The following is a 17103-nucleotide window of genomic DNA, read 5'->3' on the forward strand; positions in this document are numbered from 1 at the left end:
TAACTCCCCCCTACCTTATTGCGGCAGACATGTTAGTAGTACTTATTACGATTGTGATTGCTATTAGGAACATAACTGCTATTGCCGCCGTTACTCCTAATATATATGTCAGTGAGCCTGACATATCATTAAGGCAATTTGTAATCTTCTTATCTGATATAGGCTCTACAAATGCACAGGCCAGCTTGTACAACACAACTACTGCAAGAATCTTCAAAAGGGGCGCAAGACATATTAAAAGGATTCCTATCATTGCAATGAGTCCCGATGCATTTTTAATTACCAATGTACAGCCTACTACTGTTTCAGCTGCATCTGCCAGATACTTTCCTACTACCGGGATAAACGTTCCCAGTGCAAACTTTGCTGTTTTACTTGTCACCCCGTCTACAACTGCACCCATTGAGCCCTGTATTGATACAATTGCTATAAATATTGTAAGAATAAGTCCTAGCCCCCAGGTACAGATTTGTTTCATAAAGCCAGCAAGTTTGGTTAATTGAATCTTATCTGAAATATTATTTACGATGTTAAGTATTGTAATAAGAAAAATAAGCGGGATAAAAAAATTTTTAATTACTGTGGCACCTATTTCAATCAGCATTACCAACACAGGTTGGAAAACACCCGCCGAAGATATACTCCCTGATGTTGCCAGAAGTGTTATTAGCAGCGGTATTATTGAATGCATAAATGATACCATACTATCAATAATGTCCATACACATTTTCATAGCCGTACTGAAACTAACCATCAGCACTGAAACCAATACAATGTAGCACACGAAAAAAGCCATTTCACCCACACTTTCACTTAAAAATGAACTTTGCAGGTTTTTTAATATAGCACAAATAATAGAAAGAACTATTATCTTTATCAATATATCCGCATTTAAAAATACTTCTTTTAGCAAGTATCTGATTACTCTGTTAATAACTCCAGTGAAACTGAATTTCAAATCTCCTTTTGCCGCATCAGAAACAAATTTCCCAGGGTCAAAGTCCGGAAAGAGTTCTTGCGAATCTTCACTGTAGTACTTTCTTACATTGTCACTTATGCCGGAGTTATCCTTAAGTTGATCATTTAGAATCTTTTCATTTTCGGCACTACTCTCTGTATTTTTCTGTATTGTCTCTGCATGTATGCAAAGTGGGGAGAAAATAGTTACAAGAAATAAAAATGCAAATACAAGTTTTTTTAATTTCATTGGTATATCCTCCGAGGCTGAAAGCAGCCATTAACGTGATGAATGTAGGATACCTGCTATGGCATCAGTTTAATTACCAAGTCCAGGAGTGATGTTATTATCGGTACGGCCAGAACTACTATGGTAACCTTACCGGCAAGTTCTATTTTAGAGGCAATTGAGGATTCTCCTGCATCTTTGCAAACCTCCGCTCCAAACTCTGCTATATATGCGATTCCCACTATTTTAAGCAAGATAGCAATATATGTCGAATCTATATCAGCTTTCTGACTAAAGGTCTTTATAAAATCTATCACTGCGGATAGCTTTACTGCCACAAGCATAAATATAAGAATCCCGGTAATAATGCTAACCTGCAACGCAAGCTCCGGTTTTTGTGCCTTTATCACTGATGAAAGTGCTACCGCAACTATACCAATAAAAACAATCTGAAGTATGTCCATATCATATGTACCCTCGTATCCATAATGCTTTTGTTAAAACTGAAACATGGTTTTTACTGCCTCAAAAAGCCCTGCAATCTGTTTTGACACCATTAAAAGTACAACAACTATTCCTGCAAGAGTAGTCATCATGGCCTGTTCTTCTCTGCCTGACCTGATTAATACTTGATTCAATACTGACACTAATATGCCTATTGCTGCAATTTTAAATATGAGATCTACTTCCATAAAACTACACTCCTTTGTACCTAAAATAATACAACTACTATTGCCAATCCGCTTAGTACACCAAGGCTTTTGTACATTTTTTCATTTTTTTGCCTCATCTGCTCCGCTTTCATTTCCTGAAGCTTTAGTTGGGATGAGACAAGATTTATATTGTTAATCTGACCTTCTAGCTCTGAACTTCCAAGCATTTTACCAAAGGTAATCAAAATAGCCTTATCTTCCTTATTTAAACCTAGCCTTGAATAAGTGTTAGTCACTGCCTTTTCCCATGCCATATCTGCAGTTATACCTGGCAAGGATAAGTTTTCGGCCGCTTCCTTGAAGAGTAGTGAAGCATCTGTTTTAGAGCTTGTATATATTCGTTCAAAGGACAATGCCAATAAATTTGACAAATAACTTATCTCATTTTCAAACATTTGCATCAGTACCTGAAGTTCTCTTAGCACTTTAGGCCTTTTTGAGCAGTCTGCTGCCATAGAAAAACCCATAAGACTGGTAGCACATATTAATAGAGCCGAGCCAATAATTTTTATAATCATTTTCGCTGCTCCTCCTATTGTGATACCCTGTAAATCGGTGTCATATCTGAGTCTACAACTTCTTCAAGGGTACCCGGTCCATTTCTGGCACTTAGTACTATATACCTTTCAAATGCCGCGGATTTAATCAAAGACAGAAGTTCGTCTCTCATTTTTAGCTCTGTTATGTTATAGCCATGTGCTGAAGCTATTATTTTAATTCCAGAATTTAATACTTTAAGAATGGCATCCTTGTCCCCGTGAGTTCCTATTTCATCTGTAATTATTATCCCAGGTGACATGCTTCTCAGTAACATTTCCATTCCCAATACTTTTGGACAACCATCCAATACATCGGTTCTATATCCTACATCATTCTGAGGTACACCTTTACAGCATGCAGCGATTTCAGACCTTTCATCAACTATTCCCACCTTAATACCGTTAAAATCGTATTCCGGCTCACCGTTGCTCAACATTCTGGACAAATCCCTAAGTATAGTAGTTTTTCCACATTGAGGCGGCCCTACGATAAGTGTGTTATAAATATCAAAGCTGTTTTTTATTATGTAGTTTATTATATGTTTTGCACTACCCTTTATCTCTTTTGCTATACGTATGTTTAGACCATTAAAGTCCTTTATATTTCTTATTTTACTTTCCTGCAATATAACCTTACCGCTGAGTCCTACTCTATGTCCTCCCCGTAAAGTAATATAACCTGATTTTATTTCGTCCTGATATGCATAAATAGAGTTTTCACTCATCAGTTCCAGTGTTTTTACTATCTCTTTCTGATTCACTATATATGCCTCACTTAAAGAACGTGTTAACTGCCCATTTTGAGTGACAAACCAGTCTCTTTTCCTGCAAAATACCATTAAGGGTTTTTCTGCCCGCAACCGTATTTCTTCTAAATCGTCTAACTCATTGATATTAATTTTTTGAATAATCTTCCCGATACTGGGAACAAGGAAAGGCAATATTTCATATTGTACGTTAGTCATGTGTTAATCACTCCTTTCTTTTCTTTAGTTAACACCCTCGTGTTAAGAAACCGCCTAATAAATCATATAAGAAATTTATTTATTTATATATATTAGGCTTTGTCCAACATTATGACAAAAATAAAAAAGGTATAAAAAACACCCGACGAAACCGTTTTACAGCTCCATCGGGTGTCCTGTTTAATTTCATATAATTTCTTTATCTCAAGGAAACCTTCTTATTCATTATTCTACCAGTTATATAAAAGAGAACACATACCATTATTACATCGAATATATATCCACCCAGTCCAACAACCAAATTTGATGGGTTTTGGTTGTTTATGTTATTTATTAAATATCCCACCATATTTTGTGCAGTTAATGAAATATCAAAGCCATCCGTCAGACTTACTTTTACTGAAATAGGAAATACTATGGTAAATATAGTCTCTACTATCTTTAATGATACATTTGTAGCAAGAAACAATAGAATCGAAGCTCCTACCGCCCCTATATTATGAAATCTTGGACGATTTGCCAAGGTTATAGAAAAGTAAATTTGGCTCATTAAGTACAAAATTCCTAAACATACCATAGGTATAAATAGATATATATAGTTTTCCATACCATAACTTTTCATTTCCTCAATCACCGAAGACCATACTATCCAATCTATTCCCAGTCCACACAATCCAACATAAAAAGCTCCCATACAAATCAAAACACTCAATATCATCCAAATAAATGATACAATTGCCTTTGAAACAAGGTGAAGGTGAGGTTTTAGGGGTAGTGTAAAACTCAAGTATCCTTCGCTTGAGTATAAGTTTTTATAAAATCTCATACATATAACAACCATTGTAACAATAAATACTGTAATACCAACTAATAACAGCAACACCGAAGATGTTACCTTGAACCAACCCAGCTCCAGTTTTCCAGCAAGCATGGACAAACCAGCTAGTATTGCTGTTATTGCATAAAAGAAAGGTATTATCCTTGATGTATCCTTAACCTCATATTTGATTAATTTCCCTAACATTTGAACACCTCCTCAAAAAGCTCTTCAACAGATTTGCCATTTTTCTCACGTATATTATCAACAGTATCATCTACCAAGATTCCATTATTTCCCATCATGATTACCCTATCAAATATTCTTTCAACATCATTTATCAGGTGAGTTGAAAGAAGTACTACCGCATCCTCTGAATAATTGTTCAGTATAATGTCAAGCATTGCTTTACGTGAAGAGGGGTCAAGTCCTCCTAGCGGCTCATCTAATAAATATACCTTTGCTTTTCTTGACATTACAAGAATCAGCTGAACCTTTTCCTGCATTCCCTTTGACATACTTTTAATCTTCTGATTTGGATCAAGTTTGAATTGGGAAAGCATTCTCGTTGCTTTCTCCTTGTCAAAGTCGGAGTAAAAATCTTCAAAGAAGTCCAGAGCGTCCTTAGCTCTTAAGTTATCAGCAAGATATGTTTTTTCAGGTAAGTAAGAAACAATGGATTTTGTGTATTCATCAGGCGCTCTTCCATCAATCAACACCTGTCCTTCATAATCCTGTATAATACCTGCAATTATCTTGATTATTGATGTCTTACCGCATCCGTTTGGTCCCAGCAAACCTACTATTGTTCCACTTTCTAAGGATAGAGAGACATTTTCCAGAACCTTTCTTTCTCCATAACATTTATGGAGTGCATTTATTTCTATAACTTTACTCATTTTTAAGACCTCCTTATTCAATTTCAGTCAATCTGCTGGTTACTACATATACTATTTCATCTTTTGCATAACCCAGTTTCTTCATCAAATTATAATAATTCTCGGTGTATTCTTTAGCCATCTCATCTCGTGCTTTTTTTATTTTTTCCTTGTCCTGTGAAACATATCTTCCCGATGTTCTTTCGGTATACAGCAATCCCTCTCTTTCAAGTTCAGATAAGGCCTTTTGCATGGTGTTGGGATTAACTGAAAACTCTACAGCTAGTTCTCTGACAGATTGAAGTCTTTGCCCTGATTCCCATACTCCTGAAACTATTTTTAGCTTAACTTCATTCATTATTTGAATATATATGGGAATATTAGATGAAAAATCATTAGCCATCAAATCCCTCCTTGCAGTTATTTTTCATTATCTTCACTTGCCTTTCCCCACGTAATTTTGTAGCTTCCGGAATGTTTTTCACCTTGGACTTTCAACTTGTATTTGCCAGACTTATCCAGTCTTACTACAAATGAGGATGTAGGTACTTCCTTCCCTTCATAAACACTTTCTCCTTCTTCATCTGTAATTGACATGTTCAGTTTTCCTTTATCTGAAACAATATCAAAATTGACATCAATAGGATTATCTTCTTTTACTTTAATATTGGTAGCTTTGTATCCGTTAAACCTCTCATACCTCATTGACATCATGCTTGAAGTGTTACTTTCAACAGATTTCAAACTAGTATAACTTCCATAAGTACATCCGGATAATAAAATTATTGCTGAAACAATTACTAATAATATGTGCTTTTTATTTGTCATAGGCCTATTCTCCCTAAACTGTATTATTGTATTAATCGCTTAATACAATAATACAGTTAAATTATTAATGTGTCAATAGTAAACCACTAAAAAAGCTTCCAACAATATATTTGTTGGAAGCTTTTTATAGGAATTATATTAAATTACTCTTCATCATGATCATGCTCGCAACCGCAGCCACATTCATCATCACATTCACAATCCCATTCCAATTCAATCTTCTCGTGGCAATGGGGACACTCAATGGTTTCAGCATCTTCATCAATCATATCAAGATCAACTTCGATTTTTTCGCCACAGTTAGGGCACTCAATTTCTTCAAACTCAATGCCGTCCTCATCATAAATAATCTTTTCAATCTCTGCGAGGTCTTCATCTATGCTGTCTACCTGCTCACCAAGATCATCCTGAATTTCCTCAATATCTTCAATTGCAAGTGAAATGTCATCCAGAACATCGATTATAGCGTTTAACAGCTTACCTTCATCGGTTGAATCATTAATTTTCATACCCTCTGCCAAACCTTTAATGAATGCTACACGTTCGCTTATATAGCTCATACTTACCTCCTCATTACCACTTAGGTATTTTTATTATTTAACTCTTTCCATGTATTCATTTGTTCTTGTATCAATTCTTATTATATCTCCAGTGTTAACAAAAAGAGGCACTTTTATAACATAACCAGTTTCAACTGTAGCTGGTTTTGTTGCACCGGTAGCAGTATCACCCTTGAATCCAGGGTCTGTTTCTGTTACCTCAAGCTCTACAAATGTTGGAGGCTCAATACCAAAAACATTTCCTTTATGTGAAAGAATCTTTACGATTTCATTTTCCTTAACAAGGTCAAGAGCATTTCCAATTGTTTCTTTGTTTAAAGGAAGTTGTTCATATGATTCAACATCCATAAAGTAGTACAAATCACCATCATTATATAAATACTGCATATCTTTTCTTTCGATATGAGCTTTTGGCATTTTATCTGTTGGATTGAAAGTTCTTTCAACTGTTGCACCTGTTATTATATTCTTTAACTTTGTTCTTACGAACGCAGCTCCTTTTCCCGGCTTTACATGTTGGAATTCAACTACCTGAAATATATTATTATCCAATTCAAATGTTACACCATTTTTAAAATCACCAGCTACTATCATACCTTACCTCCATAATATAAAAATGCATAAAAATTTATTTTATTTTTAATACTATCCTAGTTTATATTAAATTAAATTTCTCCATTAGGCAAGAAAAATTTTCATTTTAATGATAAAAGTCAATAAAACACCGAAAAAGTTTAATTTTTGAGTTTATAGAATAATCAAGTCCTTCTTAGATTGGGTTAAAACAAGAGGGTTATCATCCCTGATTATTATAGTATCCTCAATTCTCACTCCTCCGAGTCCCTCAACATAAATACCTGGTTCTACAGTAACTGCCATATTGTTTTTTAGTACTGCTTCTCCGCTTGGGGAAAGGCGTGGATTTTCATGTATCTCAAGTCCTAAACCATGTCCAAGTCCGTGACCGAATTTACCTTCAAATCCCTTGCCATATATAATATCTCTTGCTATTTTATCTATTTCTTTTCCTGTTTTACCCTGTATGGCACCTCTCTCTGAATTTAATTGAGCCTCTAAAACTATATTATAAATGTGTATCATTTTTTTATCCGGCTGTCCAAGAAAAACCGTTCTTGTTATATCGGAGCAATAATGGTTATATAATGCGCCGAAATCCATTGTAATTGTATCACCGATTTCCAGTTTCTTTTCAGATGCTACTCCATGAGGCATGGATGACCTCAATCCTGATGCAACAATTGTTTCAAAAGAAGCACCTGACGCCCCTAATTTTTTCATTTGATATTCTAGTTCAGCAGCAACATCAAGCTCTGTAATTCCGGGTTTTATGATACCAAGAACATACTTGAACGCGCCATCCGCAATTTCTACAGCCTTAGTTATAGTTTCTATTTCATAGGAGTCCTTTATACTCCTTAACTTTTCAACAACAGAGCCTATTCCTTCCAATTCAGTATCCTTAAACTTGCTTGTAAAAGATTTATATTCCGCATAAGTTAGGCTTTCGTCTTCAAATCCAAGTTTTTTAATTCCTTCAGAGTTTAATATTTCAAGGATAGTATCTTTTATATCTGTTTTATGCTGAATTATTTCAAACATTGGTGCCTGCATTGCCGATTGCTCAACATATCTAAAGTCAGTCAGCAGATATGCTTTTTTATCAGTAATAATAAGGTTTGCTGAAGTACCTGAAAACCCTGATAGATACATATAATTTTCTCTCTTTGTAATCAATGCACCATCCTGACCAAGGTTTTTCAGTTCCTTTCTAAAAGTATTGAGCCTATTAGACAATATTTGCTTGTCAATCATTTAACTACCTCCATAAATCCCTATTTTAATATATACTCTAATAACCTTTACATGTTCGCTGCAGCATGAAGTGCCAAGATATAGCTCATCTTACCAAATCCGCATATCTGCCCTACACAAACGGGCGCTATCATGGATGTATGTCTAAATTCTTCTCTGCTATGTATGTTTGAAAGGTGTATCTCTATTGTAGGTATTTCTATTGCCTTAATTGCATCTCTTATAGCAATGCTGTAATGTGTATATGCTCCTGCATTAATTATTACAACATCATATACTCCACGTGCTGCATGGAGTTTGTCTATTATTTCCCCTTCATGGTTTGATTGTACAAAATCTGACTCAAGGCCAAGCTCTTGGGATACAATATTAACCTCCTTTGCAATATCAAGAAGTGTTTCACTCCCATAAACAGCTTTTTCCCTGATTCCTAACATATTCAGATTAGGTCCATTTATAACAAGTATTTTTTTCATTTTAACCTCCACATTTTATATATAAGCCTGTTTGTGTTTTATCCAAACAGGCTTATATAGTACTTTAGAATAAATTTTGACTTTCCAAAATACCATAGTAAATATCTTTCATTTCTATAGCATCCTCTGCCATCATTCCTCTTGATTCACAAATAATCACAGGTTCCATTTTCCTGTTAATCAGTACAGGTGCAAGGTGTTCGAATTCAGGTCCAAACTGCTTGTCTGCAAAATTCCAGTGTTTTTTCTCTCCGCCTTTGGTAAACTCTATTCTGCTAAAATGACAATGGATGCTTTTAGTTCTTTCCTTACCTATGGAATTTTCTATAAAATCTATAACCTTTTCGAAATCTTCCTGTGAATTCAGTATACCCAGTCCTCTGGCATGGATATGTCCAAAATCTATAGTAGGTATCAGCCTTTCATCAATTTTACACATTTCCATTATTTCTTCAAGTGTTCCCAACTGGTTATGCTTGCCTAAGACCTCCGGACATATATTTATATCGCCAAAACCCGCAGCATCAGACATTTGCAAAGTTTCTTTAAGAATCTGTATTGCCCATTCAAGAGACTTTTCTCGGCCCAGTTTACTGGTAGAGCCTGTATGAACAACTATTCTTTTGGCGCCCATCCACTTTGCAACCTGCAAAGTTTCCATAATGTATCTCTTAGAATTTTCTCTTTTGTCCTCTTCTTCACTTGACATGTTTATATAATACGGGGCATGGATACTGACAAAAATATTGTTATTTTCTGCCTGTTGACCTATTTCCCTTGCAGTTGCTTCTCCAATCTTTACCCCTTTTGTACAGGAGTACTCATAAGCATTCAAGCCCATTGAAGCAAGCCATGAAGGCATTTGTGCCGACGATTTGTATCCCTGTTCATAAAAGCCGTCTGAATTTCCGGATGGTCCGAATCTTATCATGTCCTTTTCTCCTAATAACGTTTATTTGCTTTCAAGGAAAACTTTCATGCCCTTGTAACTCATGTAAACATCTATTTTACTTGATATTTCAATTGGGGAATGCATAGAGAGTATCGGCACCCCACAATCAAGTACATCAACACCAAGGTTAGCAACATATTGAGCAATAGTTCCTCCACCGCCCAAGTCAACTTTACCCATTTCTGATGAATGCCATATAATTCCTTCTTTATTAAACAAGTTTCTTATTTCTGCCATAAATTCAGCATTAGCATCACTTGCATCATATTTGCCTCGTGAACCCGTGTATTTTTGAATTACAATACCATTTCCCATATATGATGAGTTTGACTTTTCATTTACACTTTCATATGTTGGATCAACAGCTGCATTAACATCTGCTGAAAGCATTTTTGAATTTTCCAGACATTGATTTGTTAAAATGTCTGAATAGTTATCTGTAGATAAATACAATAACTTTGATACAAAATTCTTAAGAAGACTGGACTGGGCTCCAGTGTTTCCCATACTTCCAATTTCTTCTTTGTCAGTAAGAATACACAGTGCTGTTTTTTCAGGCTGTACAAGATTAAGCATTGCTTTTACACATGTAAATGCACAAACCCTGTCATCCTGACCGTAAGCTCCTATCATACTCCTGTCAAGTCCGATATCCCTTGCTTTGTATGCAGGTACTGCCTCCAGTTCTGCTGATATAAAATCTTCTTCTACCATTCCGTATTTTTCGTTTAAGAGTTTTAAAATATTCAGCTTAATCTTATCTTTTACCTTATCATCCTTTAAAGGCATTGAGCCAAATAATATGTTAAGACTTTCACCTTCAATAACAGCTGTAGCTTTTTTCTGCATCTGCTCCTGTGCCAAATGAGGAAGTAAATCTGTTATTGTAAATACAGGGTCTTTGTCATCCTCACCAATACTGATTTCAACCTTTGTGCCATCTGCCTTAATAACTACACCATGTAATGCATAAGGAATAGTTACCCATTGATATTTCTTTATGCCACCATAATAGTGTGTCTTGAGAAGAACCATTCCCGCACCTTCATAAAGAGGATTTGGCTTTAAATCAAGGCGTGGAGAGTCTATATGTGCTCCTACCATATTTATTCCTCCAGTCAGCGGCTCTTGCCCGATTACAGCAAAAATCGCAGACTTACCCTTGTTTATGTAGTACACCTTGTCACCTTGTTTCAATTTTGTACCTTTTATCATAAGTTCATTAAGATTTTCATATCCCGCTTTAACTAACTGTTTTTCTACAACTGAGCAAAATTCACGTTCTGTTTTTCCTTCATCAAGGTACTTCTTATACTCATCGCATAATTCAAAAGCTTGTTGTATCTCTTTTTCGCTATGCTCCCAAGCATTTTTTTGCTTGTAGGTAAGTTTTTCTTTTAATAATTCACCCTGTGTCTTTTCATTATTCATATGATAACCTCTCTTTTTTGACTTTTAGTTTAAAATGTAGATAATATTAATTATTAGTAGTCAATAACACATCATACTTTATAGGATGGTTAATTTTAGTTTTATTATACTTTTCAAAGGAGAAAGTTACAATGCATGATAACCATATTCATTCAAAATTTTCTACAGATTCACACATGGACGCTGAAGAAGCCTGTAAAAGAGCAGTCGAAATAGGCCTTAAAGGATTAGTTTTCACTGACCATGTGGATTATGACTATCCGGATTTTGATGAAAGCTTTTTAATAGATTATAATGAATATTTCCCTTTTTTTAATAAACTCAAAGATAAGTGGAAATCAAAACTTGAAGTACTTATAGGTGTTGAAATGGGTTTTCAGCCTCATGTGCTTGATAAAATTAATGATATATTAAATCGTTATGACTTCGACTTTATCATTAATTCAGTGCACATAATAGAGCACAAGGACCCTTATACCGGAGCCTTCTTTAAAGGCAGGACACAGCAGCAGGCTTATGAAAGATATTTGGAGGAAATCCTTTGCTCAGTAAATGCTTATGATAATTATGATGTCATAGGTCATATAGGTTATGCTGCTCGCTACGGCAACTTTGAAGACAAACCTTTAAGATACAAGGATTACAGCGATATTATTGACGAGATTTTAAAAGCAGTTATAGCAAAGGGAAAAGGTATTGAACTAAATACTTCCGGCTTAAGAAGCGACCTTGGATGTACACTACCCGGTTATGATGTTTTCAAACGTTATTTTGAGTTAGGTGGAGAAATTATTACCATAGGGTCAGATTCTCACTCAACCGAGCATCTTGGACATAGTTTCAGGGAAGTATTGGAACATATTGCAAATATAGGATTTAAACATGTGGCGCATTTCAAGAATAGAAAACCTGTCTTTGAAAAAATAATTTAAATAAAATAAATTAGTAAATAAGCAGTATCATAAAAATCCATGATTCTTTGCCCATTTTTCTTTACTTTGATACATTTTTTCTATTTCAGCAGGAATTTTGCCTTCAACGGTTTTTAAAATCTGTCTGAAAAACACAAGGTCATTATAATCAGTCGTGAATACCCCATTTGGTGTAACCCTATACCATAAATCACCATTGGGACGTATCCACTTGCTGCTGGTCAGCTTAATGGAGTTAAGCAATAGTAAAGAAACATTACCTCTGTTTCCGCAATAAAATGATTAAGAGAAGTAGGATTAATCTTGTTTTTACCGCTGATATCCATGTAATCTGGTACAAATATAGCTTTCCCAACCTTATACTGTTTTGTCTTGTAATAATTTTTGTAAAAAGCAATATATTTATTAAGCTTTTCGAGTACGTATTTATCAGGATAGTCCTTATATATGTATATCAGCGAAGTACCAATACCCATTTGCATGCTCTTACTTGAAGAACTGACGGATTCTTAAAATAAGTTCTTACGCTGTTTGACCGTGGAACATAATTATACATGTTTTCCCTGTATAATCCATCGCTAAAAAAATCGCACCTGATTCAAAATCCATTTTCAACATTGTATTTGTTAACAAAAAACATCCAATTATTATTATCGCTGAGACTATTCAGAGTAAGGTTAACATATCCCGTTTTTTGCAGTTTATATACTGTACCAGTATATAAATCTTGGAGGTCATATAGAAATAAAAGTTGAAGCTTATTTTTCTTCATGAATACCTCTGTTACTGTATTTTGTATATATCTCCAGTAGTTTCATGGAAATTCAACCATTTATTATAATACGAAAAAATCTCCATGAAAGCTATATAATCAACTTCCATGGAGATTTTTTAATGTATATTTATATTAATGTTAATTTTTAATCTATTGTACCGCCGCCCACAACTACATCTCCGTCATAGAAAACTACTGATTGTCCTGGAGTAATAGCCCTTTGAGGTGTATCAAATACAACCTTTATACGGTTTTCATCAATTACATTTATTGTTGCAGGTGCTTCTTTTGCCGAATATCTGATTTTTGCATTTACCCTCATTCCATCGACCGGCTTCTCAATTGAAATAAAATTCAGGTCAGATGCCGTAAGTGTTTGGGAAAACACCTCGCTATCGTCTCCAAGAACAACTGTATTATTTTCGGGATTTACGGCTACTACAAACATTGGTTTTCCAAAAGCAATGCCAAGTCCTTTTCTTTGTCCTACAGTGTAATGAACAATTCCTTTGTGATCACCCAACACATTCCCCTTTGTATCTACAAATTTTCCAGGAATAATCTTTTTGTCACAGTTTTCACTTAGAAATTTTCCATAATCATTATCATGTATAAAGCAAATTTCCTGACTGTCAGGTTTCGTTGCCACAGAAAGGCCTATTTCCTTTGCAATTTCTCTGATCTCATCCTTTGTATAATCACCTACTGGCATAAGGGTATGGCTTAATTGCTTCTGTGTCAAATTATATAGTGCATACGTCTGATCTTTTCTGTCAGTAACGGATTTCTTTAGAATAAATCTTCCGTTTTTTGAATCTTGGATTACTTTTGCATAATGTCCTGTGGCAATATAGTCAATTCCCATGGAAAGAGCCTTATCTAGCATAGCCTGCCACTTAACATGCCTGTTACAGGCAATACATGGGTTTGGTGTTCTTCCTCTAAAGTACTCTTCCTTAAAATATTCAATAACCGTTTTATTAAAAATGTCTTTAAAGTTTAAAACATAATAAGGTATACCTAATTTGTTTGCAACCCTTCTGGCATCATCAACTGCAGAAAGTGAACAGCAGCCGCCTTCAGACTTCTGCCGCTCTTCATCCATATCCTGCCATATTTGCAAAGTAACTCCTATAACCTCATAACCCTGTCTCAATAAAATGGCGGCAGCTACAGAACTGTCAACGCCGCCGCTCATACCAAGCATTACTTTCTTTGATCCCATTATATATCTCCTGCTATAATTCTATTCTTCATCATCAAAGTCTTCCTCACGTCCATGGCTATGGTGACAAGCTGAACATTCTCCTGTACAACCTTCATCTTCATTTGGGTCAACTAATCCGTTTCTTTTTCTGTAGTCGTACAAAGCAGCTGCAATTGCTTCTTCTGCAAGATTTGAACAGTGCATCTTTGCAGGAGGTAGCCCATCCAAAGCCTCAGCAACCGCTTTATTAGTAATTTTCATAGCTTCTTCAACTGTTTTACCCTTAACCAACTCAGTAGCCATACTACTAGTAGCAACAGCGGCTCCGCATCCGAAGGTCTTGAACTTTGCATCAACAATTATATTGTCTTCAATTTTAAGATACATTTTCATTATATCTCCGCATTTCGGATTTCCAACCTGGCCCACGCCGTTAGCATCTTCTATTTCTCCAACATTTCTCGGATTTGAGAAATGATCCATAACCTTTTCACTATACATTTTACATACCTCATTTCTATACAAATAATATTAATATGTGTTATTTATTTTACTTTTTATCTTTTACTGCTTCCCAAAGAGGTGACATATCTCTTAGTTTGCTAACCATCTGAGGTATCACCTCGAGTATATAATCAACATCTTCCTGAGTGTTTTCATCTCCAAAAGTAAGCCTTAGTGAACCATGTGCAATTTCATGGGGTAACCCTATAGCTAATAGGACATGAGAAGGATCAAGTGACCCCGATGAGCAGGCAGATCCGCTGGAGCCGTATATTCCCTTCATGTCAAGCATAAGAAGAAGTGATTCTCCCTCTATAAACTCAAATGAAATATTTACGTTACCGGGCAGTCTGTTATGTCTATGTCCGTTTAACCTGATATAAGGAACTTTTGCAAGCAAACCCTCTATAGTTCTTTCTCTAAGTTCTATCAATTTTTTATTATATTCATCAAGGTTTTCAGTAGCTAGCTCAATAGCTTTCCCCAAACCTATTATTGCCGGAACATTTTCTGTACTGGCTCTTTTTCCACGCTCCTGATGTCCTCCGTGGATAAATGAAGAAATCTTAACACCCTTTCTTATATACAATGCTCCTATGCCCTTTGGACCATAGAATTTATGACCTGATAAAGAAAGGAGGTCAACATTCAAATCCTTAACATCTATCTTTACATTTCCAACCGCCTGTACAGCATCTGTGTGGAATAAAACTCCCTTTTCCTTTGCGATGGCACCGATTTCCTTTATAGGCTGAATAGTACCTATTTCATTATTTGCAAACATTATGCTGATAAGTATTGTATTTTCCTTAATTGCATTTCTTACCTGTTCGGGAGATACAAGTCCATCACTGTCTACAGGAACATATGTTATCTCAAAACCTTCACTTTCAAGATATTTGCATGAACTCATGATTGCTGGATGCTCAATAGCTGATGTAATAATATGGTTTCCCTTATTCTTGTATGCAGCAGCTATTCCTTTAAGTGCCCAGTTATCTGCTTCACTCCCTGATCCTGTGAAATATATCTCTCTAGGTTCTGCACCTATTGCCTTAGCAACCTTTTCTCTGGCATCTTCCACAGCTTTTTTGCTGTCGCGGCCCAAACTATATATAGACGAAGCATTTCCAAAATGCTCACTGAAATACGGTTTCATAGTTTCAAATACTTCAGGTTTCACATATGTGGTTGCAGCATGATCTAAGTATACTATTCTGTCCTCCATCACTAACACTCCCTTTTATATATCTTTAAATTGTATTTATTCTAATTATACCCCTGCAAGAAGCAACAAAAACAGCTTATATGTAGTAAATATAATTATTATTAGTCTTATTTCCCAACTCCGAAACAAGATCCGCCAGAGTTATTGAGTCAACTACCTCGTTAATTTTATCTCGTATTTTAGCCCAGACATCTGCCGTAACGCACTCATCAGCCCTGTCACAATTTGTTGGCACATCAGGGTCAATACACTCTACCGGACATAATGTTCCTTCAAGAGATCTCAAAATATCTCCAACAGTTATTTTATCAGCCGGCCTTGCTAGAAGATAGCCGCCTTGAGCCCCTCTTATGCTTTTAACAAGACCTGACTTTTTCAGGGATGAAAATAACTGTTCCAGATAGTTTTCTGAAAGTCCTTGCCTTTCGGCAACACTTTTCAGAGAAACCTGTCCTTCACTTTCATGGGCAGCAAGATCAACAATAGCCCTAAGTCCATACCTTCCTTTTGTTGATACTTTCACTTACCTTCACGCCCCTTATAAAAAATAATTTAGGCAATCGGCTACTAAACTCTGTGTTTTTTAAGCCAATCACCTCAATTCCAATTAAATTACTATGATTTAATCAGATGTTAACACATTAACAAAGTTAATGCAAGCATCTGCTAATTTTTTTATTGCCTTTTTTTAATTAAATAAACGAACTATAACACCTTGTCTTTAACATATAATCAATTTCGTCAATACTCTTACCGTTTGAACATACTATAAATACTCCGTAACCCGTACTGCCTGTACCATCATTTGAGCTTACATTATCTTCGGTAATTGCTGAGAAATCAAAGTTTTTACCCTGATAAACAACTGCATCCACAGGTTTTTTATAAGAATACAGGTCAACAACTGTATAACCTCTTTTTTTTAGTCCTTCTGCAATATCTGTAAGATTTGAAGAAACCGCAACAACCATATAAATCCACCTCAAACATCCAATAGTCTATACCAGGATATTATTTGCTGCGGATTTATTTTTATTCTTAGTTATATTTATTTTTTTCGACATCAGCCTCTATTTCCTGATACACGTTAGCATCTTTGTAGTTTTTGTTTTCTCTAGCCAACCTTGGCCCTGAAAACAGATAAAATACGGCTATTATTAAATACAATGCCATACTTGGCACAATTAAAACATGGAATATTGTTATATTTAACAGCAGAAGTACAAAACCTGCAAGTAATACCCATGCCAAAACTCTTTTAAAAGTACTAGTTTCCATT

Annotated in this window: 24 protein-coding genes; 1 reads left to right on the forward strand and 23 read right to left on the reverse strand. The window is 35.4% G+C overall.

Annotation, left to right across the window (positions count from 1 at the left end; translation table 11 throughout):
• Window positions 1-10 precede the first annotated feature (10 nt).
• From spoIIIAE to K412_RS0100160, 15 genes are all read right to left on the reverse strand, one after another.
• A complete protein-coding gene (gene spoIIIAE, locus K412_RS0100090; protein WP_024831207.1) occupies window positions 11-1207 on the reverse strand; it encodes a stage III sporulation protein AE in 1197 nt (398 codons plus the stop codon).
• Window positions 1208-1263: 56 nt separating this feature from the next.
• Window positions 1264-1650: a stage III sporulation protein AD gene (gene spoIIIAD / locus K412_RS0100095; RefSeq protein ID WP_024831208.1), complete on the reverse strand. Its 387-nt coding sequence runs from the start codon at window positions 1648-1650 to the stop codon at window positions 1264-1266.
• Between the two features lie 33 nt (window positions 1651-1683).
• Window positions 1684-1878 (reverse strand): stage III sporulation protein AC, encoded by a 195-nt coding sequence (spoIIIAC, locus tag K412_RS0100100; protein WP_014313799.1) that lies wholly within the window; start codon window positions 1876-1878, stop codon window positions 1684-1686.
• Between the two features lie 20 nt (window positions 1879-1898).
• Window positions 1899-2417 carry a stage III sporulation protein SpoIIIAB gene (spoIIIAB, locus tag K412_RS0100105; protein WP_024831209.1) on the reverse strand — a complete coding sequence of 173 codons (519 nt, stop codon included), beginning with the start codon at window positions 2415-2417 and terminating at the stop codon, window positions 1899-1901.
• A 14-nt stretch (window positions 2418-2431) separates the two neighbouring features.
• The gene (gene spoIIIAA, locus K412_RS0100110) at window positions 2432-3403 is read right to left on the reverse strand and encodes a stage III sporulation protein AA (protein WP_024831210.1); all 972 of its coding nucleotides are present in this window, start codon (window positions 3401-3403) and stop codon (window positions 2432-2434) included.
• A gap of 199 nt (window positions 3404-3602) precedes the next feature.
• Window positions 3603-4427 (reverse strand): ABC transporter permease, encoded by an 825-nt coding sequence (locus K412_RS0100115; RefSeq protein WP_024831211.1) that lies wholly within the window; start codon window positions 4425-4427, stop codon window positions 3603-3605.
• The gene (locus K412_RS0100120; RefSeq protein WP_024831212.1) at window positions 4421-5119 is read right to left on the reverse strand and encodes an ABC transporter ATP-binding protein; all 699 of its coding nucleotides are present in this window, start codon (window positions 5117-5119) and stop codon (window positions 4421-4423) included. Before K412_RS0100120 ends, K412_RS0100115 begins: the two co-directional genes overlap by 7 nt.
• A gap of 13 nt (window positions 5120-5132) precedes the next feature.
• Window positions 5133-5501: a GntR family transcriptional regulator gene (locus tag K412_RS0100125; RefSeq protein WP_024831213.1), complete on the reverse strand. Its 369-nt coding sequence runs from the start codon at window positions 5499-5501 to the stop codon at window positions 5133-5135.
• Window positions 5502-5518: 17 nt separating this feature from the next.
• Window positions 5519-5926, reverse strand: a complete 408-nt coding sequence (locus K412_RS0100130) for a hypothetical protein (protein ID WP_024831214.1) — start codon at window positions 5924-5926, stop codon at window positions 5519-5521.
• A 143-nt stretch (window positions 5927-6069) separates the two neighbouring features.
• Window positions 6070-6486: a CD1247 N-terminal domain-containing protein gene (locus K412_RS0100135; RefSeq protein WP_024831215.1), complete on the reverse strand. Its 417-nt coding sequence runs from the start codon at window positions 6484-6486 to the stop codon at window positions 6070-6072.
• Between the two features lie 33 nt (window positions 6487-6519).
• Window positions 6520-7080: an elongation factor P gene (gene efp, locus K412_RS0100140; RefSeq protein ID WP_024831216.1), complete on the reverse strand. Its 561-nt coding sequence runs from the start codon at window positions 7078-7080 to the stop codon at window positions 6520-6522.
• Window positions 7081-7233: 153 nt separating this feature from the next.
• Entirely contained in the window at window positions 7234-8319 is a 1086-nt protein-coding gene (locus K412_RS0100145) for an aminopeptidase P family protein (RefSeq protein WP_024831217.1), read from the reverse strand.
• 47 nt (window positions 8320-8366) lie between these two features.
• Window positions 8367-8795, reverse strand: a complete 429-nt coding sequence (gene aroQ / locus K412_RS0100150) for a type II 3-dehydroquinate dehydratase (protein ID WP_024831218.1) — start codon at window positions 8793-8795, stop codon at window positions 8367-8369.
• 64 nt (window positions 8796-8859) lie between these two features.
• Window positions 8860-9726, reverse strand: a complete 867-nt coding sequence (locus tag K412_RS0100155; RefSeq protein ID WP_024831219.1) for a TIM barrel protein — start codon at window positions 9724-9726, stop codon at window positions 8860-8862.
• Between the two features lie 21 nt (window positions 9727-9747).
• Window positions 9748-11178 (reverse strand): aminopeptidase, encoded by a 1431-nt coding sequence (locus K412_RS0100160; protein ID WP_024831220.1) that lies wholly within the window; start codon window positions 11176-11178, stop codon window positions 9748-9750.
• 131 nt (window positions 11179-11309) lie between these two features.
• On the opposite strand from K412_RS0100160, the gene K412_RS0100165 reads away from it, so the two are divergent.
• Window positions 11310-12110, forward strand: a complete 801-nt coding sequence (locus K412_RS0100165) for a histidinol-phosphatase HisJ family protein (protein ID WP_024831221.1) — start codon at window positions 11310-11312, stop codon at window positions 12108-12110.
• 221 nt (window positions 12111-12331) lie between these two features.
• On the opposite strand, the gene K412_RS22620 is transcribed toward K412_RS0100165, so the two are convergent.
• The 8 genes from K412_RS22620 to K412_RS0100210 form a co-directional block, all read right to left on the reverse strand.
• On the reverse strand, window positions 12332-12586 hold the full coding sequence (locus K412_RS22620) for a hypothetical protein (protein ID WP_024831223.1): 255 nt from the start codon (window positions 12584-12586) through the stop codon (window positions 12332-12334).
• Window positions 12587-12708: 122 nt separating this feature from the next.
• Window positions 12709-12882: a hypothetical protein gene (locus K412_RS22625; RefSeq protein WP_242835492.1), complete on the reverse strand. Its 174-nt coding sequence runs from the start codon at window positions 12880-12882 to the stop codon at window positions 12709-12711.
• 148 nt (window positions 12883-13030) lie between these two features.
• On the reverse strand, window positions 13031-14110 hold the full coding sequence (gene mnmA / locus K412_RS0100185) for a tRNA 2-thiouridine(34) synthase MnmA (RefSeq protein ID WP_024831224.1): 1080 nt from the start codon (window positions 14108-14110) through the stop codon (window positions 13031-13033).
• A gap of 21 nt (window positions 14111-14131) precedes the next feature.
• Entirely contained in the window at window positions 14132-14593 is a 462-nt protein-coding gene (nifU, locus tag K412_RS0100190; protein ID WP_024831225.1) for a Fe-S cluster assembly scaffold protein NifU, read from the reverse strand.
• 49 nt (window positions 14594-14642) lie between these two features.
• Window positions 14643-15824 carry a cysteine desulfurase NifS gene (gene nifS / locus K412_RS0100195; RefSeq protein ID WP_024831226.1) on the reverse strand — a complete coding sequence of 394 codons (1182 nt, stop codon included), beginning with the start codon at window positions 15822-15824 and terminating at the stop codon, window positions 14643-14645.
• Window positions 15825-15900: 76 nt separating this feature from the next.
• A complete protein-coding gene (locus K412_RS0100200; protein ID WP_024831227.1) occupies window positions 15901-16347 on the reverse strand; it encodes an RrF2 family transcriptional regulator in 447 nt (148 codons plus the stop codon).
• 169 nt (window positions 16348-16516) lie between these two features.
• Complete coding sequence (locus K412_RS0100205) at window positions 16517-16795, reverse strand: YkuS family protein (RefSeq protein ID WP_024831228.1); 279 nt, start codon at window positions 16793-16795, stop codon at window positions 16517-16519.
• 67 nt (window positions 16796-16862) lie between these two features.
• The gene (locus K412_RS0100210) at window positions 16863-17102 is read right to left on the reverse strand and encodes a hypothetical protein (RefSeq protein ID WP_024831229.1); all 240 of its coding nucleotides are present in this window, start codon (window positions 17100-17102) and stop codon (window positions 16863-16865) included.
• Window position 17103 lies beyond the last annotated feature (1 nt).

Source organism: Ruminiclostridium josui JCM 17888 (assembly GCF_000526495.1).
Taxonomy (GTDB): Bacteria; Bacillota; Clostridia; order Acetivibrionales; family DSM-1351; genus Ruminiclostridium; species Ruminiclostridium josui.